A 26640-nucleotide genomic window follows, 5' to 3' on the forward strand; every position below is an offset into this window, starting at 1 on the left:
CAAGAAGCCCGCGAGGTCATGTATTTCCAAAAAGTCGATTCAGCACTCCACTCTTCTCGCCTTGAGGAGGAAAGTACTCCCTCATTTTACTAAGTTGCTCGTCATTTGCCTCGAACTTGGCATCAGAGGCAAGATGCTGCTGGCCGAGGTCTTTTACCCATGTCGCACAAATGTCTTCTACATCCTTAATCCCTACGATCATCAATGCCTCCAACAACACTAGCGCTAATCCCTCCTTTTCTTCATGTGAATAAAATATCGAATCCAGCGTTCCGCGTGAGTCCTTGACTACACCCCACGCGGTCTCATCCATTAGCATGGTCTTGATCCGCGATGCCACCCAGTCAGCAGGCAACGACGCCATCACACCCAGGGACGCGTGCCACAGTGTGATCATCTGGTTGGAGTCAACCTCGGCGTCATCAAATATCGGCGCCAACACGTCTGCCGCCGATTCCAGGGTGCCTTGGACCGTCTTGACCCAGTCATGTAAAAGACGCGTCTCTTCCTCCGAGAGCGGTTGGCCGATGAACCATCGGGTGACGCTCTCGGCATACTCCGTTCCACCATTTTTCAAGAAGTGCCCCCAGATCCGACTTCGTGGGGAGTCTTTGTCACGCAAACCATCTTCTTGCCGAATGCTTGCGCAGTGCTCGGGGGCGGGGTTTGTGTTGAGACTTAGCAGCGCACCAATGACATCCTCGCTGCCCAAGTGACTGTTATACAAGAGCACGCCTTCATTCAGCCATATCGTCAGATCCAGATCCTCTGATTGGCTCAGGGCACTGGAGCCTGAGGCGAAAATTGATACCGCCCCTTTACTGCTCCTTTTTGATCGTACCCATGTCAGACCATGGCTCATGATTGCGCTGTAGTTTACCTGACCCTCCTGTGGCCAAAGTCCATTCATCGCCTGGTAGACGGAGGGTGTGGCTTGAGATCCCGAAGGAATACTAGCGACAAACTGTACCACATTTTGTGTAAATCCACGATCGCCCTCTGCGAATCGGTGCAGGTAGGGGAGCACGGGTGCAACAGCAGAGACGTATTGCGCAGAATTGCGATGTTTGGTTATGTGCGCAAGAAGTTGTTGCGCGGGACCTTTGGCGCCAGAGAATGCGGCGAGCCCCGAGGAACTCAACATCGTAGCTGCGGCCAGCGAGCCATTCTTGACCGCCTCCATCGCACCTGCGTCATTGACCTGGCCGGATATCAAACGTTGGAGGACGACATTCAATGATGAATGGCTCTTTTCATGGGCGATACGCGTCCCGAGCCATATGTGGACACTCCTCGGGTGGTCAGCTAGACTTGAGAGCCACTCACTTGCTAGCTGAGCCAACTGGTCAGACACATCGTCCTTGCCCTGGAGCCAAGGGAGGAGTTCGCCCAGATACAGATCCTCACCAGCTTTATCGGTGATACGGACAAGGTCCAACACGGAGTGACACAGTTCCAAGGTCGGAGACTTTGGAAGCAGGGTCGAAAGCGCTTTAGTGTACAGACCCGTCGCCTGAAGGGCCCAAGCTTCCGACTCTTGGGAGCGAGTTAGGCGTGGCATCAGTCCGTGAAGCAAGAACCCTTCGACAAACTGGCGATCATGCTCCTCTCCAAAAGACAGTGCCGACTCAACTGAGAAGGCTACCAACTCCTCCGGCAGACAAGTGGCGACAGTCGTCACGGTAGACCAGCATTGCTCAATGCCCTGTTGTCCGCCACTCTCCCTCGCCGTCGACACGATCCGCTGCAAAACAGAAAGAGACTTGGTAGCATCGATAGTCACGCCATCGGAATTCGCATGGGCGGACATTGTCTTGACAAATCCTTCCCCCCATTGGTCAGATATTACCTTCGCAAACTCGGGCAGCCAGCCTTCTATCATTGAGAATGGCAGTGTCGTCGACTCGCCTCCGGCACTAACGTTGCGGCGCGAGAGCCATCCCCAAAAATCCTGTTGGGTTTGCGAGTCCAATTGCGAGATGCTCTCGATCGCTATGCGAGCGATCGAGTTTGCAAATAACTTCGAGTCGCTCAATGTGGGATCTCCGCCAAACGCTGTAGGAACGCTTGCTAGATCACTCGACAGAGATGAAACAATTCCCACGCGATCGAGAGGCGAGAACCGATCTAGGGACTTCTTAATCGTATCTAGACCAACTCGCCATCGGAGTTCGTGGTGGAGATAAACCTCTTGGGCTAAAGTTGACAGGACGGGCTCGATCTGCTGAGACATGCGTGGCAACAGTGACCACATTGCGTGGGTTGCGCTATGCCGTCGAAAGTCGGTTTCATCTGCAAGGTCCGCATATAGACTTGCCAAGAGACTTGTTGCATCAGATTGTATTTGAATGTTGCCATCAGGGGATGCTTGAATGGCGTCGAGTAGCCCATGGACGTCTCCTGAGATAAGATTTCGCCTAACGTCGGGTGCCCGGTCAGGGAAACGGCGAGATACTCGGTCCTCTGCCAAACTGAGAAATGGGCCGAGTGAGACGGGTTTTGGGATCGACGCGGTGAAGGCGATAAACCGCCGCAGGCTATAATGTTGAGGTGCGAGCGAACCATCTTTCGATTGGTATTTGCTGATCAGCTCCGACGTTCGACGCCTCAACGACTGCCTGTCAAATGATGTCAGATGTCGGGAGAAAATGTTAGTGAAGCCCTCGAGTAAACCAGGATCTCGCTCAAGGTCAGCATAGAAGTCGGGGTAACTTACACGTAGGACGCACAGCGTTGCCATAACTTTCCAGTGCTCAGTTACAGTTCCTTTCCGTAGAACGCCAGTTTTGTTCGTGCCCAAGCCATCTGCCTCCTTCTTCCTTGCGAGCCACCATAGGTGTGAGAAAGAGTTGACGTGCTGTATTACTGCACGCGGACTCTGGATGTCTACATGTACAAGGATGTCGATCAACGTCGACAGAGAGACGCCCCGTGACATGAGGTCACTTGTTGTTTTCTGAAGTCGCTCAGAGAACAACCGGAGTGCATATTGACGCATGTCCGGTGTTTCTGTCGGCGGTATATCAATGCGGAACTGGAAGACCCGGTCAAGAAAGCGACGAGCCTCAATGCGATGTTGAACTTGGCCTGACTTTGTAACCTCAAGAGCTTGTGCAATACGCTCTTCGTCACAAGACAGAACGAAGACGAGACCTATACCTTTCTCAAGTTGGTCGTCCGGTATGTCTGTGAAGACTCGAATAGCTTCCAGGCAGGCAACCGTTTGCTCAGCCGGAATTCGGTCGAGATCGTCGACAAAGATAACAATTTTCGTGAAGTGGCGGGTCTTGCGAATAGTTTTAAACTTGCTAATTTGACCAATTAGGCGTTGCTGGTATTGTTCATCAACCACCTCCGGCCGGCGATGAGTCGTGTCGATTACCTCTAGGTCAGAGACCTTGAAGCCTCCAGCCAGTAACTTCGATGCGAAGGGAGATGCGACGAGTGCGAGCGACACCAGTGTGTAGGTGAGGCTAGCGTTATCCGTGAGTAAAATGGCGATCAGAGCAGGGGCGGCCAGAATCACGAATACTGCAAATATAAGGGGTAGGTAAGCTCCCGCGCGCTTAAATGTGTCCCTGACCTGCCGCCAGTAGCCTGCTGATTGAACTTCCGCACGCGACTGCTCTTGGAACAGGAATAGATCGAGCTCCGATACAGAACCGTTCAACCCTCGGTAGGTTTCGCGGAGCAAGGCTCGTTTGATGTCCTCTGCGGCATGTCGCCACGCGTTGAAAGTAATCGTATGAACAGTGTTTGAGTCTTTTTTTGCGACTCTCTCCTGATACATCGATTTGATAGTGGATTTTCCGCTACCCCAAGGCCCCAAAATGCCGACAGTGAAGGGGGGGCTATGTGACTCGACTACGGAGTCCAACGCCTCGGCGAGATAGCGGTGTCCGAACGCATCGTCAGAGGCAGAAACGACTTCGACATCATGGACAGTCTCTAGAGGGAAAGGGGGAGTGCTCATCAGAGATGCTCTTGGGAGATGTTCGTGCGAACGAGAAGTAGAGCCTGGAGTGTCGCTTTGGTAGCAAGGATGATGCAAGCGTCCAAAGGCACGCTGCCACTGAACCTCTGCGCCCTTCTGAACCTCCGTGGCCCCAGCACATCCACCTCTACGACGGCAACTACATCTGACTCACCCACACCAAGAGCGACAACCACTTCCACCGGGACAGCTTCGTCGACGCGGCGTGGACTGAGGCCCACGCCTGCCGCCACGAGGAGAGCTACAACGTCGTCCGCACCCACGGGCGGCCAACTCTTGCTCGACTCGACGACCACTGGCTGTGGTTGCTGTGGTCGAAGACGAGGACTGACGCGAGCGCCTGGGCGAGTCCTTCGAGCGGATTTACCGGCGCATCACCTTTCACAACAACGTGTGGGTCGACCCCAAGGTCGTCGAGCGCATCCGGGATCTGATGGTGATGAGCGCCAAGGGGCGCTTTGGGGGGAAGAAGACGCCGCGACTGGTGCAGTGGCTGTCAGACAACAGGCCACAGCACACCGCGAGGGAGACCCGCTCTCGGCCGCGTCTTCGGGCTGCAGGCCCCTTGTGGGGATGATTCTCGTTGTAGTCATCAAACCATTAGTCGAGCTTGGGGACGGGCTTACTCGTCGATGGGCGAGTAGCCTGGGCGCATGTACCGGAGCATCGCCCTCTTCATCCCGACTCTCCTTTTTCTCAGCACGCAGGCCAGTGCGGCTGAGTATCGAGATCTCTGTTATAGTAACCCTTCCGCCTGCACCTACACCGGCCCGACGGCTCCACGCCTTGACGCAGATGTCTGCCTTGATCCCTTGGGAACCATCCGGCTCAAGGGAAGCACAGCTTGCGGCCCGACGGAGTGGCCCTACTACGTCCAGTTTGGCGAGCTCCTCGATCCCGTCGAGATGACCGTGGTCGCGTACATCCCCCTCGAGGACGCGTGCTCGAAGCCGGGTGTTTGCCTGGACGCGCCGGCTCCGAACAACTCCGAGGAGTTCGCCATGTGCTGTACGACGGTCAACGGCGAGGAGGTTTGCGTCCACGGTGGCGGTTGCGGCGGGACTCTCTACTTCTGCCACGACGGCGTGTGCAACGAGGACGGGACCGTCACTTGCTTTGAGTCGGAACAGCTGTGAAGCCCGGTTCGTGCGAGGCTTTCTTGGCCCTGTTGAACTTCGTGTCGAGGGCGAGGATCGCCGCGCGCGCGTTGAGCAACTCGGCTTCTCGGCCAAGCCGCCGATCCAGCGTGATGGCGTAGGCCCAGATCATGAGCGCGTCTTCGAGCAGTCCGTGCTTCTCGAGGGCGGTGGCGGCATCATGGGCCGCGATGGCGAGCACCTCGAGCTGGTCGGGGTCACCGTCGGTGGAGAGCGTGAAGGCCCGGTCCATCGCCGACACGGCCGCCCCTCCGTTGGCGCGTTCGGCGGCGTCGCGGGCTTGTCCCGCCAAGGCGACGACGCGTGCCCGCCGGACCTCCGCGCGCGGAGGTGGCTCGACACATGCTCCTTGCGCTGAGTGCGCGACGGAAGCAAGCATCAGTGCGCCAAGCACGCCGCCGATCCATGTCCGGTAGGATCGGGGCCTCGGTGGTTGAAGCTGAGGCCGGCGCAGGGCCTCGAGTGCATCCAACCATGAGCTGAGCCTTGGACGCAGCGAGGGATCCGCATGCAGCCCGGTGGCGATGTGCTCGAGCAACTCGGGCGGGCAGCCCGGTGGTCTCCGAGCCGGCTCCGCTGGGGGTCCTTCGAGGGCGTGCTCCCACATGGCGATCGTTGTCCGCCCCGAGTAGGGCAGCGCCTCGAACAGACAGAACCAGGCCGTGGCCGCGAGCGCGTAGACGTCGGCGGCCGGGGTTCGCTGGCCCAGTCCGAGCTCGGGCGCCATGTAGCCCAAGGTGCCGCCGACCTCCTCGACACTTGCGGGGCGGTCGGCCAGGCCAAAGTCTGCAAGGTGAGCGCGACCCTCGGAGATCAAGACGTTCGCTGGCTTGACGTCGCCATGGACGACATCCATCGCATGGCAGTGCTCGAGTGCGCGGCCAACCTCCACAATACGCTCGACTATCTCGCGCCAGCTTTGGTCTCGGGACCACGTAGCAAGGTCACCTTCTTCGCACCATTCGAGCACCATGTACGCGTGGCCCTGGTAGGTACCGACATCGTGGACCTCGACGATGTGTTCATGCTTGACCTCGGCGATCCACCGGGCCTCGCCGAAGTCCTGCTCATCACGAAAGACTTTGACCACAACAGCGCGCAACAGCAGCCGATCGATGGCCCGAAAGACCACCGCCCAGCGCGAGCGGCCGAGCTCTTCATGCAGCAAGTAGCGCCCCGCCGCCGGTCCGCGGAGTGCATCAGCGACAGGAACCACCGCCCGCCCCTCGACGAGCCAAGCAAGTTGCTCGACCTCGAGCGCGGGGAGCTGCTCCGGCTCCGGTCGGGGACCCCACCACGCCGGCAATGCACCCGGGGCGGGGATCAATTCACCGGCGACCACGACCAGTAGGCTACTCCATGGGTCGGCGCCAAACCTGCCCGAAGGACCAACCGCAGAACACAACAGGATTGGCAGCTATCCCCCCATGAGCACCGCCTCTTCGATCCGACACATCGGCAGCAGCTCCTTTCGCGGACTGCAAGATGTCCTCGCTCGCTTTGTCGCGCGCTACATCCGGCCCGACGACGCTCACGACATCGTCCAAGACACATGGCTCGCGGCCATGAACTACCGTGGGGAGAGCTCACGCAAGACCTACCTGATCGCCATCGCGCGTCGAAAGGTGGCGGAGTACTTCCGCGGCCGATATCGACGGCGCACGTTGGTGGATATGGACGTCGCGGAGTTGGAGGTCATGGACATCACGATGTCCTTCACGGACATCGTCGCAGAGCGACGAGCGGCGCGGGAGCTACATGAGGCGGTTCGAGAGCTGCCGCCAGAGTTCAGGGTTGTCGTGGAGCTCTACCTCGAGGGGAAAGGGGCGTTGGAGATCTCGGCGGAGTTGGGGGTGAACTACAACACTGTCCGATCGCGGCTTTCGCGTTCTCGCGGGTTGTTGCGAAAACGACTGGGCGCAGGCCTGGTGGAGCGCGCGACGGGGGGCGTCCATGAAGATGGTTGAAGCTTCGCCCAGGGGTCTCAGAGCTGTACCGAGGGCTTCGGAGCAAGTCGACCTCTACCGTGGCGGGAGCGGCCGGACGCGGGTGCAGATCGGGCAGCGGGCTGTCTTGGACGTGTCAGACACCTTCCCCGTCGGACACCTCCGGCTCGTGCTCGAGGCTCTTCGAGATCGGGAGGGCTGAACGCCCAGGCGCCTGTCAGGCGTCTTCCTCGGTGTCGGCTCGCATCTGGTCCAAGCGCCCAAACAGCAGCCGGATCATGGTGGTCGCCATCTCGATGTCCTCGGGGTCTCGGCGACCGCTGACGATGTCGATCAGCTCTCGGGCTTCATCCCGCTCCCCGAGTTCGTAGCTGATGAAGAAGGTGCTCAGTAGGAGGTCGAACCCGAGGCACAGCTTGAACAAGGTGTCGAGGGAGGGGGAGAAGCCGGCATGCTCGAGGCGGCGGATCGTGTCCGCAGACAACCCGGCTCGCTCGGCGAGCTGCTCCTGGGTCATTCCCCGAGCCATGCGCAGGCTCTTGACGTGCTTGCCGAAGCGGTGACGATCCGGCTCGCCTTCTCGATAGCGTGGGTTGAGAGCCACGGCGGAAGGCTAGGCCAGCTCGGCTCGACACGTGTGCGCTCGAGAGCCGCGCGGATGCGGGTCGCTGGCCTGAGAGCGCGTCAGCTTGCGGTTCTTGGCAGGCAAAACTGAGGTTGTGAATCCGCACTGGCTTGCTCGGGCTCTGGCTGCCCAAACTCGGCGAGCCCGCGGCTGGCATGCCGACAATTACGACGCATCGATCGCCCTCGGCTCGCATCCTTGTCGAGCCCCTCGAGAGGTCTCGCCCCCTCAGTTCGACGACTTGCCAGCAGAGACGTCGCGGACGAGCTCGGACACCTTCACGCCGAGACCATCGGCGAGCTTGTTGAGCCAGTCGAGGTCGGGATCGATCTCGCCGGCCATCGCAGCGAAGAGCTCGGCGCGGTCGATGCCCGCGAGGTCGGCGACGCTCGCCAGCGAGATCGACTTCTCCTCGGTCAGCCGCCGAAGGTTCTCGGTGAGGAGGATGTAGCCGGGACGCGAGGGCACGACGGCGCCGAGTATAGACGCACCGGAGCGAGGTCGGCGCCGGGCATCGCGGCCTTGAGCCAAACCCCGAGCTTGTCGCGGTGGGCACCCTCGGCTACGCTGAGATCGGCCCCGTAGGAAGGGCTGCACCCACAATCAGGTTCTCGTCTCCGCTGGTCAGTGCAGGCTGGCGGATGACCTCGCGGGCGAAGTCGGGTCCGGGAGTAGCGGAGTGGTTTCCTACCCGCTTCGCAGCCGCATGCGCGCGTCCATGCCCAAGCTTCGTCGCCAAGCGTCCTCGTCCCAGGTACAGCCCGAACTTCTGCGCGAGTCACGGAGTGCGACCCGATGAACGGGGAGCTCTTCGGCGCGAGGGTTCGGCTGCTCCGGGAGGGGCGCGGCCTGACTCAGGCTCGGCTGGCGAGGATGGCCGGGGTCGCGTCGGACACGATCAGCCGGGTCGAGTCGGCGCGGTTCAGCCCGTCGCTGGACACGATGATCAAGATCGCCGACGGGCTGAAGCTCCCGCTCGAGGCTCTGCTCGGGGAGAAGTTCGACCAGGCCGATGAGCTGGCGGCGTTGATTCGAGGGCTCCCGGAGCGGGACCGGCAGTTGGCGGCGACTCTGGTTGGTGCGATGTATGGGACCGCCGTGAGCTCCCAGCCCCAGGGCTAACGCGTTCGTCAAGACGGCTTCGAGCAAGACTCGACGCGACCGCGGAGCTGGGACATTCCGCAAGCGTCGAGCTTGGTCTCCATGTCTTGGACGCACAGCTCCAAGAAGCTCATGTCGCAGTTCTCGTTGTCGGCGAGGCAGTCGGCGTAGTCTCGCAACGCGACGGTCGCGCAGCTGAGGTACTCCTCGCCCTCCTGCTCATCACCCGCGAGCGCGTCGGCGATGCAGGCCTCTTCCTCGTCCTTGCCCGCGCCCTGGCCGAGGGCGTCCTTGCACTCGCCGATCGTGTCGTGCCCCTGGAGCGCAGCGCAGTCGCACAGGCGCTCGAGGCTGCCGTCCACGGCCTCCACGTAGTCTGAGATGGACTCGGAGATGTCGGGGGCGCCACAGCCAGCGACGAGGACGGAGAGGCCAGCGAGGAGGACGCAGGAGGCGGGGCGCAGGGCCATGGGCGCATCCTACCCCCGCGAGTCTCGGGGGTCATCCTTGCTGAGTTGGTGGAAGGCCCAGGCTGCGGCGGCGCTGAGAGCTGTGGAGCCGGCGATGACGCCCCAGGCGACTCCTGGTGTCTGGGCCGAGCGTGAGCCCTCCTCTTCGTCTGCGGATGTTTGCCGGTCAGGCTTGAGGAGGAGCGCGGTCGCTTGGAGTGGAGGCTGCCGGGCGACCTTGGGTGGTCGAGGGGCGCGGGGCGGCTTGAGCGTGGGCCGGAGCAGCTCGCCCTCGATCCCCGGGCTGCCCCACAGCTTGGAGTTGACCGTCGTCGCCTTGACTCCAGAAGCCTCGAGGGCCTTGCGGTACACGGGGTCGCTGACGCGGCGTAGGTCCACGGCCATGCGCTTGGAGCTGGCGAGGAGCTCGCGGCGGGCGGTGTCGAAGCGGTCCGCGAGCTTGGTCTGACGCAGCTTGCCGTTCGCGTGGTAGAGGGCGCCCGCGCCGGGCGGCACGTAGGCGACCGCGATCGTGTCCAGCTGCTGGAGCTGGATCCTGATCAGGTCGGTGCAGTAGGGCGCGATGAGCCGCGAGAAGATCGAGGCCTTGAAGGGGACCGTGAACTCGGGGTCCCGTGCTGACGCGATCAAGGTCGAGGGCATGCGCGGGTCTCGGCCGCCGGGCAGCGGTTCGCCCTCGTGGTCAAAAGCGGTCATGAGCGTGGCCAGCCTCGAGATCTGTCCACGCCACCCTTGCCCGCTGTGGCGCCGCCACTGGTCATGGGCAAACTCCCAGAACCGCTCGAAGGTCGACTTCCACATCTCGAAGACGAGCTCCGTGTTGACCGTGTACAGCAAGGGCCCGGGCCGGCTGATGCTGTCGAGCAGGTTGAGCAGGAACTTGTTCGTGGACAGGTAGAACTCGCCGACGTTCTCGCCCGGGGTGGTCACGTTGAGGGGGCTCCCGCCATAGGCCCACCCCACACCCTCGACAGGCCAGACGGACTCGGGGTCAACGCACTGCCGGCAGTCGCGGCTCCCGTCGAAGGTCTTGACGCTCTTGTAGCAGGGGCGGTCGACGCCCTTGCAGCGCAGGGTGTAGCGGTCGACGGGGGTACCACGGACGGAGTGATAGAAGCGGTAGGAGGCTTGGAGCACACGAAGCGTCGTCGTGGTCCCGGGCATGAAGCCGAAGGTGTCGCCGTCGCCGGGGTCGAAGCGGTACTGGGTCTCACCACGGGGCCCGCGCGCTGTCTGGGGCTGGCCCTGCTGGGCGCCGATGCCATGTTCGCGGTACTGGACCTCCCACGGGCCGTTGCTGCGGTAGGCCGGGAGGAAGAAGTTCGTGTAGTCCGCGTTCGAGGCCGCCGCGGTGCCGCCGTCTGGGAAGACAACGCCGCCCGTCCCGCGACTGCGGAACACCTCGAACACCCGGTTCATCTGCCACGTGTCCGTCGCCGGGTCCTCGGTCTGCAAGGGCGGCAGCGGCACATCCTTGGCGAGGTCGGCCTGCACCTTGGCGCGGCCGACGTTGACGGCCCACACCGCCGCCGCCACGACCTGGCCCACCGTCTGCGAGACCATCCCGGCCTGCCCCGTGATCTGCTGGACCACCTGCATGCCCGTGTTCTGGATGAGCTCGGGGATCATCTGCGCCGGATCGTCGTAGGCCTGGATGGTGTTCAGCGTGCTCCCGAGATGCGAGTAGACCGTGGACATCCCCTGGGCGAGCGAGCTCCCCTGGAGCTTGGGCAGGCCGATGCGCGTCCCGATCTCGTAGAGCCCGATCTGCGCCGAAGACACCCAGTTCTTCCAGTCCGCGGACGCGAAGGTCTTGAGCGCGAGCTCGCCACCCACGCCGATCGCGGGATCCAAGATCGAGTTCTTGAACACCTCGTCATCGGGCAGGTGGCTCCGAAAGGTGGTCCACTCCGACCCCCGCGGAAACACCCGCTCGGCGCGGTTGGTGACCTCGTCGATGAAGGTCTCGTCCGGTCGCAACAGCATCGCTCACCCTTCCCCGTCCTTGGGCACTCGCTGAAGCGGGAGCCCTTGCTTGATGCGCATCCTGGCGATCGCGTCGAGCAGCTCGAGGTCGAGCCCCGCGAGCAACTCGCGCTCGAGCTCCTCCGCGCTCGGTACCTCGACCTCGAGCTCCGCCCGCAGCTTGGCGAGGCCCGCCTCATCCACCCCGAGGGCCTTCTTGGGATCAGCCATAGTAGGGAATCTTGTAGATGGACACGCGCCCGAGGATGAACAGGCGCGCCACGTTCTGCTCGTCGCTGATCTCATCGCGGAGCTGCTCGCTGCGGATCACGGGGAGCATGGGCCGAAGGATCTTGATCGCGGCGAGCTCGGTGTTCGCCTGGCCGGCCTCGTCCATGACGCCGATGAAGGCCCCGGCCATCTGCATGTCGCCGTCGAAGATGCGCTTGACCATGGGGGTGTCCATGCCCTGGACGAGGTAGACGATGCCTTGCTGGATGACCTCGAATTCCGGGACGGTCTGCGCCTTCCGGTCGGTGAGGTACTTGAGGCCGGCTTGAAACACCGGGCCCATGAAGGTCGAGGCCGCCCGGATACCCTCGACGACGACCTTGCCGGCGTTCTCTCGGCGTTTGGTCTTCTCCATCTCTCGGATCGCTGCGGCCTGCGCTTGGGCTTGGGCGGTGAACTGCGAGCGAGCCACGTCGCGCTCGACTCGGTGCTCGTCCATGACCTGCTTGAGCACCCTGCTGGTGTCTCCCATGAGCTCCGGGAAGACCTTCATGCCGTCCAAGAGGGCCTGGTGGGCTGCGTGGGCCTGTCCGAACATCTTGTCGCGCTCGTCGGCGGCTTTGTCTCGCTCTTCCGAGACCCGATCGTAGAGCCAGCGGGTTCCCTCGCCCACTCGGACGTTCTGGACATCGCTGACCGGGAGTCGGGGCTCGACTGGAGGATCGGTCGAAACCCGACCCGAGTTGCCGGGGGGGTCGAGGTGGTAGCGCTTGCCCACTTCAAAGAGGGTCTGTCCGTCCTCGTCGAGGCCGCATAGCTGGAAGTCGCACCACCGACCTTGCATCCGGGTCCACCTCGCCGCCACGCGCCAGGTCTCCTCGGCGATGACGTAGATCTCGCGGTGGCGGTCTGCGGGTGGAGCGTCACCAGGTCCTTGCCAGTCGAAATGCGCCCCCTCGAGCTCGACTCCCTCCCACTGATCGGGGCTGTCGAGCGCCTCCTTTGGCATCGACTCGGAGGTCATCGGCCGGTAGTCGCCGCCTCCTCGTCGCCAGAGCATGCGCACGCGAAAAAGCCTGTCGTCGTACTCCTCGAGACTGCTTACCCAGTCCTCGGGAGGGACTTGATAGTTGCGCTTGGGCCGGGGCACGTGCGTGGTTTAGTCGGATTCAAGATCTGTGCAATGTTAAATATCTGCGAGGGGCAAATGAGGCACTTGGGAACGCTGCCCTGGCTGTGCCCGGGCACTGCCAGGGCATTGCCCTTTTGCATAATTCGACCTGCCGGGGCACTGTGGGGGCACTGCCCCGAACATCCCGGAACGCTGCCCCTTTGGCTCGCACCAGAACACGCCAGATCGGAGGACGAGCAGTCACCCTATTCGACCGATCTGGAAAGCACTCACCTACGGGCCAAGTAGACAGAAACGAATTCTTGCCTCACGGTGGTTCCATGGCGTTTGAGACGGTCCCGAAAGACATCAGCCCGGCGGCGCTGGCGAAGTTCGACACCGAGCTGGCACACCGCGAAGTCGACGAAGCCACCCTCTTGCAGGAGAAGATCGAGGCCAGCGAGTTTGGCCGTCGGTGCCGTCACGAGTGGGCCGCTGAGAAGCGCAAGCAAAAGACCGAGGACCTGGTCACCGAGGTCCTCGAAGTCACCCTCGCCCCCGGTGCGGGGGCGCTCGCCACGTGGAAGACCAAGGGCGGCTTCCCGGTGGGGGCGGTGCTCAACGGCGTGGTCGGGCTCGGGGCCAAAGCTCTGAGTCTGTCCGGGCCCGAGAGTCGCACCCTCCGCGTAGTCGGGAAGGCCGGGAAGGTCCTGCTCCACTCGCAGATCTCCATCACCACCCACAACTTCATCGAGGACCACGATCAATGACCCAGACCGCCTCCAAACCCTCGGAGCAGCGCACGCTCCAACGACGCCAGGCCAAGCAACAAGGCCGCACCCGCCGCGCCGAGCTGATGCTCGACAAGCAGGCCAAGGAGAAGGCCCGCCAGGACCATCTCGACGACCGCCAGACCCAGCTCGAGGCCCGCGTGGTCGAGCTCGAGGGGCTCGTCGCCGGGCTCAACGAGCGCGTGCAGAAGATCGAGCAAGACCTGACCTGACAACCCCAACCCCGAGCTAGCCCCAACCCAGCCACGACAAGACGATGTTCAACACCACTCTCAACAGCCTGCTCCCGTGCGCCGCACCGGGAGCTCCATACGGGCTCGAGGCCGCCCAGCAAGCGATGAAGCAGGAGATTACCTGTCCCAGCGAATTCGCCTTCGGCTGCCTCGTGCCCTTCGAGGTCGAGGTGCCCGTGCCCGCTGGCGGCCGCGTCCGCCACGAGGTCAAGCCCTACGAGCGCTTGATGCCCGTGGCCATGGTCGCGTACCTGTCGGGTCCGGACATTCGGATCGAGGCCATCTCCCGTCGTGACGACCGCGACGCGGGCATGACCGGCACCGGCATCACGACTACGCGCGACCCCGACACCTTCGACTGGGAGGCCCTCAAGACTCCCTTCAACCCCTTCCCGCCGGATATCGGGCCCGTCGACAGCTCCAAGGGCTTCACGATCGAGGTCTCGAACCTGACGGGGTCGGACAGCCAGATGTTCCAGGCGACCTTCTTTGGGGCGATCGGCGGCTACGCGGGCCTTCGCTACCTCAAGGAGCACATCGGCCTGTCCGACAAGCTCTACGGCCTGCTGAGCAACTGGCTCAGCGAGTCCGGCATCAACCCGACGAGCGCCGGCAAGAAGGGATGATCCGCTTCCCGACAGAGCTCGTGGGCGAGGAGCTCGCCCGCGAGGCGTCGGTGTTCTTCACCGAGGCGCTGGCGAAGCTCAACGCCCGCCAGTTTCGGCGCGAGGCAGGGCAGGACTTGCCCTGCTGCGCGCGCTGTGGAGGCTGCTCCCTCGACGAGGGGGCGGCGCTTCAAGATGCCCGGCGGCTGCTCGAGACCGGCGCCGGGCATCCCGTGAGCATCGTGGCCTACTCGATGGGCAAGGAGCTGGCCGCCGGGCGAGCGTGTCGGCCCGTGCTGATCGACGGCCAGCGCCTGGCCTACCAGGTCGAGGGCGGCGAGGTGCTCGATCCGGTCTCGAAGTTCAACACCGAGGAGAGCTGTTGCTGTGGACAACACGACAACCACGACGGGCCCGGTTGAGGTCCTCGACGCCAACGAGGCGGCCGAGACCCTGACCGACGCCAACTACCCCGACGAGAGCGAAGGGCTGAGCCCGGGCGCCAAGGTGGGCATTGGCCTGGGCGCGACCGCGGCCCTGGGCCTCGCGGGCTTTGGGCTCTACAAGCTCGGGCAGCGCAACGGCTGGTGGACGCCGGTGTCGCCGATCGTCATCGACGACGAGACCTCGCCGAGCGACGGCGGGACGACGCCCAAGGCCCCGTCGAAGCCCAAGGCCAGCGGGCGCGCGAGCGGGAAGCCGCCGAACATCAGCCTGGACCCGGCGGGCTACAACACGATCTTGTGGCCGCGCTCGGCCCCGGTGCGCATGGCCATGCTGAGCCAGGGCTACAAGGTCGAGGTCAACGAGGAGGCGCTGAGCTCCAAGGACAACCCGCACCCGCAGGTCACTCGCTTTCAGCGCGACTGGAACGACGTGATCCGCGGGCTGGACAAGAAGCAGGTCCGGCTCCCCAGCGACGTCAAGAAGTCGAGCTTGCTCCGCCACTACCGCGGGATCCTGCAGGTCGACGGCATCGCCGGGAAGAACACGCTCAACGCCCTCGAGGTGGTGCTGAGCAACTACACCGACAACGCGATCCGCTGGTCGAGCCTCACGGAGCAGACGCGATGACGCCGCAGCAAAAGCTCCGCGAGCTCGGCTACACGACGGCGCCGGCCGGCGTGGCCGACTTCCAGCGCGACTTCAACCTGCTCGGGAGCAAGCCCGTGCTCGTCACCAGCGAGCTCGATGTGGACACGCTCAACGCGATCACGCTGGCCTTCGAGTCGCGCGTGGCCTTCAAGGCCCTGCGCGAGCGCAAGCGGGGCGGCCATGCCTGACCTGAAGATGGCCTTCATCAAGCCCGAGGTCATCGACGCCGAGGTCGTGGGCGTGGTGACCAAGGGCCTCGGGCAGGGGCCGACCTACACGCCGGACCTCGATCTCGGACCCAGCCCGCCCCACGCCTTCGACGAGGAGGACCCGATCCCCGCCGCGACGCCGATCTTCGTGGGCGCTCCGCTCTCGCCCGGGAGCCCGCCGCCCGTGGCCCGGCCCCACTACACCCAGGTCCTCGATGAGATCTGGCCGGAGTTCGACACCCGAGCCGACCGCACGGCGGCGCGGCTCCAGGCCCTGCTCGACGAGGTCAAGGACGAGGCCCAGCGGGTTCACCTGCTCGCCCAGTCGGTGTGGGAGAAGCTGCCCAGCTACAAGGTCCCGGACTCGGAGCGCAAGCGCTACCAGGCGGAGTTCCTGGCCTACCTCAAGCGCTTGCGCGAGTACGGCGAGGTACTCGACGAACTCGAGCCTGAGGACACCAACACCGAGTCGGTCTATGTGGGCCTGGTTCGCCGGCGCGAGTCGGCCGGCCCCGTGCCCGACGCGATCATGCACATGTACTTCGCGCAGCAGCTCGGCATCTTGTCCGACCACGCCGAGGACATGGGCGAGGGCTTCGTGGGGCGGTTCATGGACGGCCTGGCCCAGACCGGCGAGGCGATCGACGACGCCCGGGACGACTTCGAAGAGACCAAGAAGATGGCCGAGGAGCGCTTCGACAAGCTCTTCGCCGAGCTCAGCGAGGCCGCCAAGCGCGGGATGCTGTGGGGCGGGGTCATCCTGGGCACGGGCTTGCTGATCGGCGGGACCATTGCCGTGGTCCGCATCGCCAACCGCCGGGAGCCCGATGAGGTCTGAGCCCGACGCGCTCGAGGCCGGGGTGCCGACCTGGGCCTGGTACACGCTCGCGGGCGTGGCCACGGCCACGGTGGTGGGCGCGGCGATCTACTCGGCGCGTCGGCCCAGCTTCGATCGGATGATCCGGCGGACCGGCGCGCCGCCGGAGGTCGCGGTCCTCGGCAAGCTCCAGCGCCACACCGAGAGCCGCGGCAACCCGCGCACGGGCCTGGGGCGGGTCGAGCTCTTCCCCGACTTCACCGAGCCCCGCAACGCCCCGCGCGAGCAACAGATCGCCGAGTCCAACGCCGCGGCGGCCGGTTATGACCGCAACGCTGCGGCCTACGGCCAATCGCCCTATCCGCGCAAAATGTGGATCTTCGGCAGCGGCGGCGCCTACGGGCTGCTCCCGAGCTCGGCGCTGGCGCCCTACCGCAACACCGAGGCCCTGCGCCGCGGCAAGGTCACCCCCTACGACGTCTTCAACCCCTGGCGTGCGACGGTCTTCTTTGTCGACTACGTCCATCGCCTGGTCCAGCGCGCGAGCTTCCGCGAGCTCCCGCCCGAGCATCGGACCGTGTTGGCGATCAAGCGCGGCATGGCTTCGCCCGCGCTGATCGGCGACTACGCCGAAGCCCAGGGCCGCTCGAAGGTCACCCGCAACAACGCCGAGAAGGCCGCCCTCGCCGTGGGCCTCGAGCTCTCGGCGCTCGACCGGCGCATCCCCCTCGAGTGGCCGCGCTACCCCGGCGCGCTGGAGCTGGTCCCGTGATCTGCCGGTCGACGATCCGCCGCTTCGACGGCGACGAGGGCCCGTCCTTCCACACGGCCGTGCTGCCCCGGGACTCGAGCGCGCTGCGCTTTTTCTCGTGGGTGACCCTCAACAAGTCCACCGGGCGCTACGCGGGCAAGAACCGCGCCCCGGCGGTGACGCTGGCGTGGATCCCCGCCGAGCGCATCGCCGACGAGAGCCCCGCCCCCGCCGAAGTCGACGCAGCCCTGGCCGACCCCGACCAGATCCCGCTCGTCGTCCAGGCGGCCCGCCGCGTCCCCGTCGCCTACCGCAGCGACGCCGGGGCAGGCTTTCCCACCGTGAACATCAAGGGCCAGGCCATGGCCCTCGCCGTGCGAGTCGGGCGCATCCTGCCCGGCACGCACGGCCAACTGACCTTTGGATGGAGGATCGGATGACCGCGATGAAGACCGTGGGCATCGTGGCGGCGACGGTCGCCGCGACGGCCCTGATCGGCGGGGGAGCCTACTGGTTCTACCGTCGCCGCCAAAAGAAGAAGGACGCCGAGGCCGAGGAAGCCGACGCTCCAGCTGACGCCGACGACGACGGCTCAGACCCCGTCACCCCCGAAGAGCGACGCGCCCGGGGGCACTACGTTCCGCGCACCGAGATCGACGCGGACGTGATGAAGAAGTTCGAGGAGGCCTTCGGTGGCGGCTACGCCCCGCCCAAGGACGAGGTGATCGATCACCTCACGCAAGAAGACGTCGTGCTCTTCGGCGTCGAGTCCGAGCCCGTGCCCGGCTACCCCGAGACGCGCGAGGAGGTCCTCACCGCCAAGGTCCGCACGGTGGAGCGCTCGGTGGTCCGCGCCCGAGTCATCGGCCCCGTCGTGCACGCCGAGCACCACGGCTCCCACGCCGGCCACGGCTTCCGTGTGGGGGACATGGTCGAGGTCCCGCGCGGCGTGATCTTGCTGGCGGCGCGGCCCAAGCCCACCGAGGCCAAGGGCTACGACAGCCAGGGCAAGTCGGCAGCGACCTTCCAGCCGAGCCACAAGACCAAGAAGACCTACGAGATCCACCCGGGTACGCCCTACGACCTGGTCATGCCCTACATCACCGAGGACATCGAGTGGTACGTGGATCGGGAGCTCGTGAAGTTCGAGCTGATCGGGACCAAGGGGCTGCACCAGCAGATCGTGTTCAGCGAGGGCAGCATGCGCGGCGGGGTCACGCTGCGGGCGCTGGATCGAGACCCGGAGACGGGGCTCGTGTTCGTGGCGCGCTGGGAGCTCGACATCCAGCCCTAGGGACCAGCGACGGTCCGCGCGTAGGGGCCGGGACAATCAGGAGGTGAGTCATGAAGATCGAGGCGCGTGAGCTTCGGGTCGCGGATGTCGTGCGCATCCCCGGGGACGGGGAGCGGGAGATTCGTGGGCTGAGGATGTTCTCTGACAAGGTGCAGGTCTGGTTTCGGCAGGCGGATGGGTCGACACGGGAGAAGCCGGATGTGAGCTGGGAGCCTGGGCGGGAGCTGGAGATCCAGCGGCCTGGGAGTTTGTTTGGGGAGCCGGAGGTGACGAAGCTGGTTGTGCGGTACAGCCTCGAGGGGGGCGTGCTGCTTTGCGGGGAGACCAAGGCGCACAAGGAGGCGATCAAGGCGTTGCGGTCGCCGTATCGGTTTCGGTTCTCGCGGAACTTACCGGCGGGCTGTGCTTGGTACGCCCCGCGGACGCGAGGGAAGGAGCAGTCGCGGGACAAGATCGAGGCTGTCGCCACGCAGCTGCGGGCCAAGGGGGTCCCCATCGTCGTCGAGTACGACGCCACAGCACCCGCAAAGGTCGACGTTTCGCTCGACATCGCGGCATTGGCCAAGTCGCATGGGATCAAGCCGGGTGATCGACATCCCGACTGGCCCAAGCTGCGCGCGGCCTTCGAGGACGCAGAGCGCAAAGGCCAGGGGGCCAAGCTCCGTGCGTGGCTCAACAAGCACCGCTTGCTTCGGCCCGGGGAGGGGACGGAGGAACTCGCCCGCGTTCGGGGCAAGTTCGCCTTCGAGGCCGGCAACTGGCCGCCAGCGCCCGAGCGCGGGGAGACCTACGGGCGCGCGGAGTTTGGCGGCGTGCTGCGAAGCATCGACCAGGATCCCCGGGTCCAGGCGATCTCCGAGTTCGCGCGGACGTGGAAGAGCCAGCTCGAGGCGGTGACCAAGGGGCAAGCGAGCTTCTGGTTCCGGGACGCGACCCTCGACGCTCGGGTGCGAGACTCGCCCTGGCAAACGCGGCGCAGCTACGAGATGCGTGCCTTCGAGGCGCTGCTCGGCAAGAACGAGCCCGCGACGCCCGAGCTCGCCAAGAAGGCCCAAGCCGAGGTGCTCGCGCGCCTCGAGGACTGGAACCAGCGGATGCGCCTGGCCCTGCAGCCGGAGCTCTACGACGGGTCGAAGCCGGCGGACCAGGTCTACACGCAGCTGTGTCGCATCGAGACCAACGTCGCGCAGCGGGTACTCGGGGATGTCTACGACGTCCGTTTCCCCGAGCGGGACGACGCCTCGCGGCTGTGTACGGGCGTGCTGAGCCTCGACAAGCTCAACGCCAAAGCCGACGCCGACGACTGCGAGCGGGCCGAGCGAGAGGCTGCGCGGAAGGTCGCCCGCCAAGCCGACGCCCGCGCGCTGCTCGAGGTCGTGCGCGAGGCGAAGCGTAAGGGCGAGCTCACCGAGCGACGGTTCAACCTCGCGTATTGGCGGCTGCATCCGAAGCTCAGCAACTACGAGCGAGAGAGCCGACGGCTGAAGGTCTACTGGGTCGAGGGCTTCTCCTCCTCTCGCCGTGGCGTCGCTCCTGCTGGCCGCAAGACCAAGGTGAAGCTTCGCGGGCCCAAGGACCACGGCTTCTTTGCCGAGGGGGTCTACGCCGACGAGGGCGAGGCGATCGCCGCCGTCCTGGTCGACGTCGACAAGGCCGCCGGCGAACTCGAGCCTCAGACCCCCAGCAAACCCAAGGCCCCCAAGCGCCCACGAAATCCCAAGCGAGCAAAGATCATGGCCAAGACCACCGAGAGCAAGCTCCCCAAGCAGATCCAGGAGATCAAGACCGCCTGGGCGGCCTTCGAAGCCGAGCGCAAGAAGGGCCGCGTCACGGGCTGGAAGAACGTCCCAGGCACGTCTTGCTTCACCCACGTCCACGACGACTCGCTGACGCTGTGCACGACCTACCAGAGCAAGAGCGTCGGCAGCTGCCCGCCGTCGCAAGAGGGCCTCAAGAGCCCGTCGCGGCAGTTCATGCTCTGCCACCCCGAGCACTCGCCGATGTTCTACCCGGGCAAGGCCGCGGGCATCGAGCAGGTCAAGGCCGAGGCCGACAACGCCGTCGCCCGCCGACGAAGCCGCAAGCAGAGCTCGAAGCTTGACAAGCCGCCCAAGATCACCGACTTCGAGGACCAGCAGCGCGCCCTCGAGGCCCTCGTGCCGACGCGGGTGGTCTTCCGCGACAACGACCCCTTGTCGCCGATAGAGCTCTCCGTGGGTGTCCCCTGGGTCGAGCTCGAAGACGGACGGCGGCAAGTAGCGACGACGTGGCGGGAGCCCAAGTTGCCCAAGGGGGCCAAGCTGATCCCCCAGATCTTCCCCATTGGAGTGTCCTTCGATGAGCTCGTGGCCGAGCTCGGCAAGAAGTACCTCCGCTATCGCGGACCGATCTCACCCGAGACCCTGCGCAAGCTGACCAAGCTCGTGAACGCGGCCAAGCTCCGGCCCGCGCTGAAGAAGGCGAAGATCACCCTCAACGACTACCGGACGAGCATCGTCGGCAACAAGAGCGTCTACTGGGTGCCCGGGCCGGACGGGGGCATCGCGGTGGGTCCGCTGACGGCCTCCGGAAATCCGGTCAAGAGCAAGAAGGTGCTCGAGGCCCTCGCCAAGCGCACCCAGTCCGGCCTCCCGCTGCCCGAGTTGCCCAAGGGCTGGAGCCTCGAGGACACGATCGTCATCGCGCTGCTCCGCAACGGGGTACCGATGTGGGGAGCCTGGCGGCCGAACACGCTCGAGTACCGCGTCAAGAACGGGAGCAGCGAGTGGAGCGATGTCAAGACCATGCCCGCGACCTCGGAGCGGGATCCCAAGAAGGGCTTCACGGACTTCCCCAACGTAGCGACCTTCACGATCCGCAAGTTCCTCGACACAGCGCCCGCGGGTGTCCGCTACCGTGTCGCGGGGCCGTGGCTCGGATACCTCTACCCGACCGACTTCGGGACCAAGGTCCAGTTCGATCCATCGACGGGCGGCGAGCTCGACGTTGCAAAGCTCGAGGCTGAGTTCGCCGAGGTCACGGCGAAGGTCTCCAGCTACGGGCAGCCGACGGGCTCGGAGAAGGCCGCCGTGAGCCAGGCGAAGCGGCGCCTCACCTGGGCGGCGAAGGAGCTGAAGCGGGAGGAAAAGGCGGCAAAACGGGCTGCGCGAGATGCGGAGCGAGCAGCAAAGAAGGCGAGCAAGAAGGGTAAGAGCGTGAATAAGAAGCCCCAAACGGATAAAGAGCGCGCCAATGAGGCCGCGGGAGCTGACTCCAAGCAGCCTGAGCTAAAGGGAGCAGCGAGGAGCGGTAAGGGAACTACTGAGTCTCATAAGAGGGCCAAGAAGAAGACCGCGGCCAAGAAGAAGACCGTGGCCAAGAAGAAGACCGCGGCCAAGAAGAAGACCGCGGCCAAGAAGAAGACCGTGGCCAAGAAGAAGACCGCGGCCAAGAAGAAGACCGCGGCCAAGAAGAAGACCGCGGCCAAGAAGAAGACCGTGGCCAAGAAGAAGACCGTGGCCAAGAAGAAGACCGCGGCCAAGAAGAAGACCGCAGCCAAGAAGAAGACCGCAGCCAAGAAGAAGACCGCAGCCAAGAAGAAGACCGCAGCCAAGAAGAAGACCGCAGCCAAGAAGAAGACCGCAGCCAAGAAGAAGACCGCGGCCAAGGCCTCATCACAACCGAGCCCGACAGCCTCGAGCAAGACGAACTCTCGCCGCCTCAAGTTCAACCGTCACGACGTCGTTCGGTTCCGCAAGCGCTCTCAGATCGCGGAGGGCCTCGGCCTCCGCCCCGATGCCCGCTACGCGGTCGAGATGACGACCACCCACAACGAGCGCCCTGTGGTCGTCATCCGCTACAGAAGTGGCAAGCACTCCGTCCTCCTCAAGGTGCCTCCTGGTCACCTAGCCGTCGTCCAGCGCCACGAGGAGATCCCCAGTGACGTCCGAGCTTGTGCTGCCAAGCTCGCCAACTACAAGGGCCCGATCAACGCCAAGACCCGGCGCATCATGATCGAGCTCTCAAAGAGGTCGTGATGAGCGCACTCGTCATCGGCCTCGCCCCTGTTGCGGTCTTCGGCGTGGCCGCGCTGTGGGCTCATGCTCGCTCGAGTCGGATCCAGATCGTCGATCTGACTGCTCAAGCGCCAGCGAGTAAGCGTAGCAAGCGGACACGTGAGGTCGATGCAGTGGTGCTCCACCAGATGTCATTCTCGCGAGGTAACGACCTCCAGCGCTATCTGAAGGTGACAGCCCACTTCATCATCGTCCCTGACGGCACGATCGCACAGCTACACCCGATATCTGCGCGACTCTCGGCCTCCGACGGCTTCAATGGCCGATCGGTAGCGATCGAGTTCGCAGGTAACCTACGCTCGATTAAAGGCGGTTGGTACCGGCCGGATGACTACGGTCGCGATGTCCTCACGGCGGCCCAGATCATGACAGGGCGAAAACTTCTTCGTCAGCTTCGGAGTGCGGGAGTCCACCACGTCTTTGCCCATCGACAGAGCTCTTCCAAGCGGGGTAACGATCCTGGCCCCGAGATCTGGTCCTCTGTCGGCCAGTGGGCCGTCGAGACTCTGGGGTTCTATGATGGCGGCGAAAGCTACGCGATCGCTGATGGCAGGCCGATCCCCAAGAGTTGGAGAACCTAGACCCTTAGCAGGGCTTGGGGTCAGTGTAGGATTGGGTTGTTAGAGAGGTGTAGGGTTGGGAATTCGGAGGGGTCCGAATTTCGTGGGTGATCAGTGTGCTGTAGGTCTGCAGGTGGCTGTGGAGCGAGGCGACGGATCATCTCGTCGCCCAGGCCGCGGGCCAGGTGCGCGTACCTCATGGTCACGACGATTGAGCCGTGGCCGAGCCACTCTTGGACCTGGCAGATCGGGATGCCGCACACTCCGGCATGCTTGGCCTCACTGCCCGGATGCCAGTTCGATTTGTCGATGGCACGCCGCGAGTGAGGCTCGTGCAGTGTTGACGGAGTCATGGTTGACGCGGCCCTCGACATCGCCTTTCTCCGCAGCTGAGACGGCACGTTCAAACCAAGGCAAGGCGAGGGCAAATTGCCCCTGTCCAGCGAGGCTGTGACCAAGTAAGTGTAGGCTGCTGCCGAGAGAATCGTGATTGACACGACCGTACAGGTTACCCTTTACTTTGGCATCCACGGCGCGTTCAAACCACTTCTGGGCGTGTGTGAGCTTCCCCGTCTCAACGAGGCATAGCCCAACCCGATCGAGACTACAGCCGAGGGATTCATGATCGACACGGCTGTTGATGTCGCCTTTTTCTTTCGCCACAACAGATCGCTCATACCAAGGAAGGGCAACCGCGGGCTCCCCTTGCTCAAGAAGGCAGTCTCCGATCAAGTGAAGGTTGAGGCCGATGGAATTGTGGTCAACTCGGCCATGATGGTCTCCTTTCTCCGATTCACCGACAGCGCGCTCGAACCAGGGCTGGGCTAGCGTGTACATCCCTTGGCGAAAGAGACAATGCCCAACCAGGTGGAGGCTGGCACCGAGCGCGTTGTGGTTGACACGACTGTGAACGTTCCCCTTCTCCATAGAGACGACAGCTTGCTCGAACAGGGGCTGGGCTAGTGCGAACTTCCCCTCCTGAAACCAACAGGATCCAACCTGGTGGAGGCGCTCTCCTAAGGCGCCATGATCAACGCGGCCGATGATATCCCCCTTCTCTGTAGCAACCACAGCTCGTTCAAACCAAGAGCGGGCGACTGTGAACTTTCCTTGCAGAAAAAAGCCATTCCCGACCTGGTGGAGACTGCTACCAAGCGATGAGAAATTGACGCGACCGTGAACATCGCCTTTTTCTTTCGCAGCGACAGCCCGCTCGTACCATGGCTGGGCGATTGAGTGCTTCCCCTGCTGGGAAAGACAGGATCCAACCTGATGGAGGCTGCTACCCAGGTTAGTATGGTCTACGCGGGTGTGAACGTCCCCCCTTTCTTTGGCATCGACTGCTCGCTCGAACCATGGCTGGGCGAGTGCGAACTTGCCCTGCGCGAAGAGGCATTCCCCTACCTCATGGAGGCTCAGGCCCAAGGCTCCGTGATCGACGCGGCCGTAGATGTCTCCCACTTCTTTTGCGGCGACCGCGCGCTTGAGCCAGGGTAAGGCGAGAGTAAAGTCCCCCTGGTCAGTCAGACACTTCCCTGCCCGATAGAGACTCACCCCTAAAGAAATATGATCGACGCGACCGTGGACATCTCCTTTCTCTATTGCGGCGACAGCTCGCTGGAACCAAAACATAGCTATACCAGACTTGCCTTGCTCGGCAAGGCAAGCGCCAACATTGTTGAGAGCCTTACCCAAAAATAAGTGATCGATACGACCGTGGACGTCCCCTTTCTCGATGGCGGAAACAGCGCGCTCAAGCCAGGGCAATGCGAGCGTAAACTGCCCTTGTTGAATCAGACAAAAACCGGCTTGCAAGAGGCTGCTACCAAGGCTCTCGTACTTGAGACGGCCGTAGGCGTCCCCCTTTTCTGCCATGGCAACAGCTCGCTTGTACCAAGGTAGGGCGAGCGCGAACTGGCCCTGTTCCGAGAGGCAATATCCGACCTGGTGAAGGCTAATGCCGAGGGAAGAGTGGTCGACGCGACCATGGACATTCCCTTTCTCCTTTGCAGCGACAGCCCGCTCAAACCACCGTATGGGGCGGGTGTGTTCCGACCCCTCTTGTTGAAGGCAATACCCGGCTTGATGAAGGCTACTGCCGAGCGACTCATGGTCAACGCGACCGTGGACGTCTCCCTTCTCTTTTGCAGTGGCCGCGCGCTCGAACCGTCGGTGGGCGAGCGCGAAGTTCCCGAGTTCAGAGAGACAAGAACCAGCGTGGTGGAGGCTGTAGCCGAGAGACTCATGATCGATGCGCCCGTTTGTGTCGCCCACTTGCTTGGCAACGACTGCGCGCTCGTACCAAGACAAGGCCTCAGTAAACTGCCCTAGCTGCTGCAGCGCTCGCCCTACCCAGTCCAACTCTTCGTTGAGGTCATCTGCCAGGCCCATCTCGACCCATGCCGCCGATTCTGCAGGGAAGCTACTGAAGTCTGTTACTGCCTCCACATCGGCAGGACACTCACTAACTCGCTTGGCGGCCTCAAGAAAGGTCTCGACATGCGGCTTTTGGTCTGCGTGAGGAGCAGGGTGGAAGCGACGGACAAACGATGAGAGTAACCCGTGCATCCGTCCCTCGGCTGCGAGCAAGGACACGTCCATACATGCAGACACTCCATCTGCTGATGCCAACAACTTGCACAACTGAGAAACGGGAATACGAGACGGTTCGAACATCGCTGCCAGCTGCAGTGCTCGTTGCCCGTCGGGACCGAGCAGTTCCCAGGCTTGCGCGAAGCGAGTGTCTGTGTCTCGATGCGGAGACGTTGGAAGAGGAAGCTGTCGGCGCCTTGCTACTCGCATGGCTGCGGCTGTAGTGACCAGCTCAAGGGGGAGGCCACCAGCAGACTCGACGAGTTCTTTCCCAACCTCCTCAAACAACTCGTCGTCACATAACACGCTGCGCACGACGGCCTCGGCGTCTTCGAACGAGAGCGGACGGACCTGATGCCTGGCCCAGGGGCCGGTGTAGTCTAGCGTCGTGGTCGCTAGGACGTGGATGGGTTGACCTACGCGAGGTCCCCATCGGCCGTAGTAGTCTGGAGAAACGACATTGTCGAAGATGACGAGAGTGGGTTGTTTTCCGAGTCGTTCCAAGACCCACTCCCAGCGTTCAACGGGAGGCAAAGCAGGTGCTGACCAGTGGGCAAGGTTGGTGGGGGGGCCCGAGTGACCGAGGTCGAAGAGGTAGACGCCACCGGGGTATTGGTTCTTGCGGTCAAGGGCGTAGCGAACGGCGAGGTGAGACTTACCATAACCGGGGCCACCCAAGAGCACGACCAGTTGAGCCTCAGTCTTATTGATGAGCAGTCGATCGATCTCCTCGAGGTCGACCTGGCGCCCTTCAAAGCGCTTCTTGTCCCACTCCGCGGGGATGTTCGTAGGCACGGTGGGCTCAGGTGGGCCAGGACTTTGGACAACAATGCCGGTCTCGGCCTCGATGCTACCGATGCGGATCGTTGTCGAGGCTTGTTTCTCGTCGCTTGGCACACGGACCCCACGCAACTCTACCAGCACTAGTCAGGCGAGCGAAGCCCAGTTCCTGGATGATTTTTTGGGGCCTACTGCTATCCTCTTGCTCTTGGTGGAAGTGCAAGCCGGTCCGCGCTGCGTAGCCGCGCAACGTCGACG

Annotated in this window: 24 protein-coding genes; 15 read left to right on the top strand and 9 right to left on the bottom strand. The window is 63.5% G+C overall.

The genetic code is table 11. From position 1 onward, the window contains the following. Positions 1-16 precede the first annotated feature (16 nt). Positions 17-3973 carry a KAP family P-loop NTPase fold protein gene (locus PPSIR1_RS46535; RefSeq protein ID WP_086001708.1) on the bottom strand — a complete coding sequence of 1319 codons (3957 nt, stop codon included), beginning with the start codon at positions 3971-3973 and terminating at the stop codon, positions 17-19. A 674-nt stretch (positions 3974-4647) separates the two neighbouring features. On the opposite strand from PPSIR1_RS46535, the gene PPSIR1_RS25915 reads away from it, so the two are divergent. After that, on the top strand, positions 4648-5130 hold the full coding sequence (locus tag PPSIR1_RS25915) for a hypothetical protein (RefSeq protein ID WP_086001703.1): 483 nt from the start codon (positions 4648-4650) through the stop codon (positions 5128-5130). On the opposite strand, the gene PPSIR1_RS46540 is transcribed toward PPSIR1_RS25915, so the two are convergent. Continuing rightward, positions 5102-6493, bottom strand: a complete 1392-nt coding sequence (locus PPSIR1_RS46540) for a serine/threonine-protein kinase (RefSeq protein ID WP_157595990.1) — start codon at positions 6491-6493, stop codon at positions 5102-5104. The two genes, PPSIR1_RS25915 and PPSIR1_RS46540, sit on opposite strands and share 29 nt — an antisense overlap. An 85-nt stretch (positions 6494-6578) precedes the next feature. Between PPSIR1_RS46540 and PPSIR1_RS25930 the strand changes: the two genes are divergently transcribed. Beyond that, on the top strand, positions 6579-7118 hold the full coding sequence (locus PPSIR1_RS25930) for an RNA polymerase sigma factor (protein WP_006974155.1): 540 nt from the start codon (positions 6579-6581) through the stop codon (positions 7116-7118). A 196-nt stretch (positions 7119-7314) separates the two neighbouring features. On the opposite strand, the gene PPSIR1_RS25935 is transcribed toward PPSIR1_RS25930, so the two are convergent. Both PPSIR1_RS25935 and PPSIR1_RS25940 read right to left on the bottom strand, forming a co-directional pair. Beyond that, complete coding sequence (locus tag PPSIR1_RS25935; protein WP_006974157.1) at positions 7315-7701, bottom strand: helix-turn-helix domain-containing protein; 387 nt, start codon at positions 7699-7701, stop codon at positions 7315-7317. A gap of 249 nt (positions 7702-7950) precedes the next feature. Then, the gene (locus PPSIR1_RS25940; RefSeq protein WP_006974158.1) at positions 7951-8190 is read right to left on the bottom strand and encodes a helix-turn-helix domain-containing protein; all 240 of its coding nucleotides are present in this window, start codon (positions 8188-8190) and stop codon (positions 7951-7953) included. 327 nt (positions 8191-8517) lie between these two features. Here PPSIR1_RS25940 and PPSIR1_RS43830 point away from each other — a divergent pair, with 327 nt between their 5' ends. Next, positions 8518-8844, top strand: coding sequence for a helix-turn-helix transcriptional regulator (locus tag PPSIR1_RS43830; RefSeq protein WP_006974159.1), 327 nt, complete (start codon positions 8518-8520; stop codon positions 8842-8844). 8 nt (positions 8845-8852) lie between these two features. Here PPSIR1_RS43830 and PPSIR1_RS25950 read toward each other — a convergent pair whose 3' ends face one another. Genes PPSIR1_RS25950 through PPSIR1_RS25965 form a run of 4 tightly spaced genes read right to left on the bottom strand, consistent with a single transcriptional unit; the run spans position 8853 to position 12549 of the window. Continuing rightward, positions 8853-9293 (bottom strand): hypothetical protein, encoded by a 441-nt coding sequence (locus PPSIR1_RS25950; RefSeq protein ID WP_006974160.1) that lies wholly within the window; start codon positions 9291-9293, stop codon positions 8853-8855. Positions 9294-9302: 9 nt separating this feature from the next. Continuing rightward, positions 9303-11279 carry a hypothetical protein gene (locus PPSIR1_RS25955; protein ID WP_006974161.1) on the bottom strand — a complete coding sequence of 659 codons (1977 nt, stop codon included), beginning with the start codon at positions 11277-11279 and terminating at the stop codon, positions 9303-9305. A 3-nt stretch (positions 11280-11282) separates the two neighbouring features. Next, positions 11283-11489 (bottom strand): hypothetical protein, encoded by a 207-nt coding sequence (locus PPSIR1_RS25960; RefSeq protein WP_006974162.1) that lies wholly within the window; start codon positions 11487-11489, stop codon positions 11283-11285. Continuing rightward, entirely contained in the window at positions 11482-12549 is a 1068-nt protein-coding gene (locus PPSIR1_RS25965) for a hypothetical protein (protein WP_006974163.1), read from the bottom strand. Before PPSIR1_RS25965 ends, PPSIR1_RS25960 begins: the two co-directional genes overlap by 8 nt. Before the next feature lie 392 nt (positions 12550-12941). On the opposite strand from PPSIR1_RS25965, the gene PPSIR1_RS25970 reads away from it, so the two are divergent. The 12 genes from PPSIR1_RS25970 (at position 12942) to PPSIR1_RS46550 (ending at position 23031) form a co-directional block, all read left to right on the top strand. Beyond that, positions 12942-13370: a hypothetical protein gene (locus tag PPSIR1_RS25970; RefSeq protein WP_006974164.1), complete on the top strand. Its 429-nt coding sequence runs from the start codon at positions 12942-12944 to the stop codon at positions 13368-13370. Further along, the gene (locus tag PPSIR1_RS25975; protein WP_006974165.1) at positions 13367-13603 is read left to right on the top strand and encodes a hypothetical protein; all 237 of its coding nucleotides are present in this window, start codon (positions 13367-13369) and stop codon (positions 13601-13603) included. Before PPSIR1_RS25970 ends, PPSIR1_RS25975 begins: the two co-directional genes overlap by 4 nt. Before the next feature lie 44 nt (positions 13604-13647). Further along, complete coding sequence (locus PPSIR1_RS25980) at positions 13648-14250, top strand: hypothetical protein (protein WP_232296552.1); 603 nt, start codon at positions 13648-13650, stop codon at positions 14248-14250. Next, positions 14247-14651, top strand: a complete 405-nt coding sequence (locus tag PPSIR1_RS25985) for a hypothetical protein (protein WP_006974167.1) — start codon at positions 14247-14249, stop codon at positions 14649-14651. Before PPSIR1_RS25980 ends, PPSIR1_RS25985 begins: the two co-directional genes overlap by 4 nt. Next, complete coding sequence (locus tag PPSIR1_RS25990) at positions 14617-15303, top strand: hypothetical protein (protein ID WP_006974168.1); 687 nt, start codon at positions 14617-14619, stop codon at positions 15301-15303. Before PPSIR1_RS25985 ends, PPSIR1_RS25990 begins: the two co-directional genes overlap by 35 nt. Beyond that, positions 15300-15512 carry a hypothetical protein gene (locus tag PPSIR1_RS25995; RefSeq protein ID WP_006974169.1) on the top strand — a complete coding sequence of 71 codons (213 nt, stop codon included), beginning with the start codon at positions 15300-15302 and terminating at the stop codon, positions 15510-15512. The genes PPSIR1_RS25990 and PPSIR1_RS25995 overlap by 4 nt, the downstream gene beginning before the upstream one ends. Further along, the gene (locus PPSIR1_RS26000) at positions 15505-16371 is read left to right on the top strand and encodes a hypothetical protein (RefSeq protein WP_006974170.1); all 867 of its coding nucleotides are present in this window, start codon (positions 15505-15507) and stop codon (positions 16369-16371) included. The genes PPSIR1_RS25995 and PPSIR1_RS26000 overlap by 8 nt, the downstream gene beginning before the upstream one ends. Next, positions 16361-17122, top strand: coding sequence for a hypothetical protein (locus PPSIR1_RS26005; protein WP_006974171.1), 762 nt, complete (start codon positions 16361-16363; stop codon positions 17120-17122). The genes PPSIR1_RS26000 and PPSIR1_RS26005 overlap by 11 nt, the downstream gene beginning before the upstream one ends. After that, positions 17119-17541, top strand: a complete 423-nt coding sequence (locus tag PPSIR1_RS26010; protein WP_006974172.1) for a hypothetical protein — start codon at positions 17119-17121, stop codon at positions 17539-17541. Before PPSIR1_RS26005 ends, PPSIR1_RS26010 begins: the two co-directional genes overlap by 4 nt. After that, positions 17538-18395, top strand: a complete 858-nt coding sequence (locus PPSIR1_RS26015) for a hypothetical protein (RefSeq protein WP_045116762.1) — start codon at positions 17538-17540, stop codon at positions 18393-18395. The genes PPSIR1_RS26010 and PPSIR1_RS26015 overlap by 4 nt, the downstream gene beginning before the upstream one ends. Before the next feature lie 557 nt (positions 18396-18952). After that, positions 18953-22411 (top strand): hypothetical protein, encoded by a 3459-nt coding sequence (locus tag PPSIR1_RS48280; protein ID WP_157595991.1) that lies wholly within the window; start codon positions 18953-18955, stop codon positions 22409-22411. Beyond that, a complete protein-coding gene (locus tag PPSIR1_RS46550) occupies positions 22411-23031 on the top strand; it encodes an N-acetylmuramoyl-L-alanine amidase (RefSeq protein WP_086001705.1) in 621 nt (206 codons plus the stop codon). The genes PPSIR1_RS48280 and PPSIR1_RS46550 overlap by 1 nt, the downstream gene beginning before the upstream one ends. Positions 23032-23289: 258 nt before the next feature. Here the strand turns inward: PPSIR1_RS46550 and PPSIR1_RS46560 are convergent, their stop codons facing one another. Continuing rightward, a complete protein-coding gene (locus PPSIR1_RS46560; protein WP_157595992.1) occupies positions 23290-26499 on the bottom strand; it encodes a tetratricopeptide repeat protein in 3210 nt (1069 codons plus the stop codon). Positions 26500-26640: the final 141 nt, after the last annotated feature.

This window comes from Plesiocystis pacifica SIR-1, from assembly GCF_000170895.1.
Lineage (GTDB): Bacteria > Myxococcota_A > Polyangia > Nannocystales > Nannocystaceae > Plesiocystis > Plesiocystis pacifica.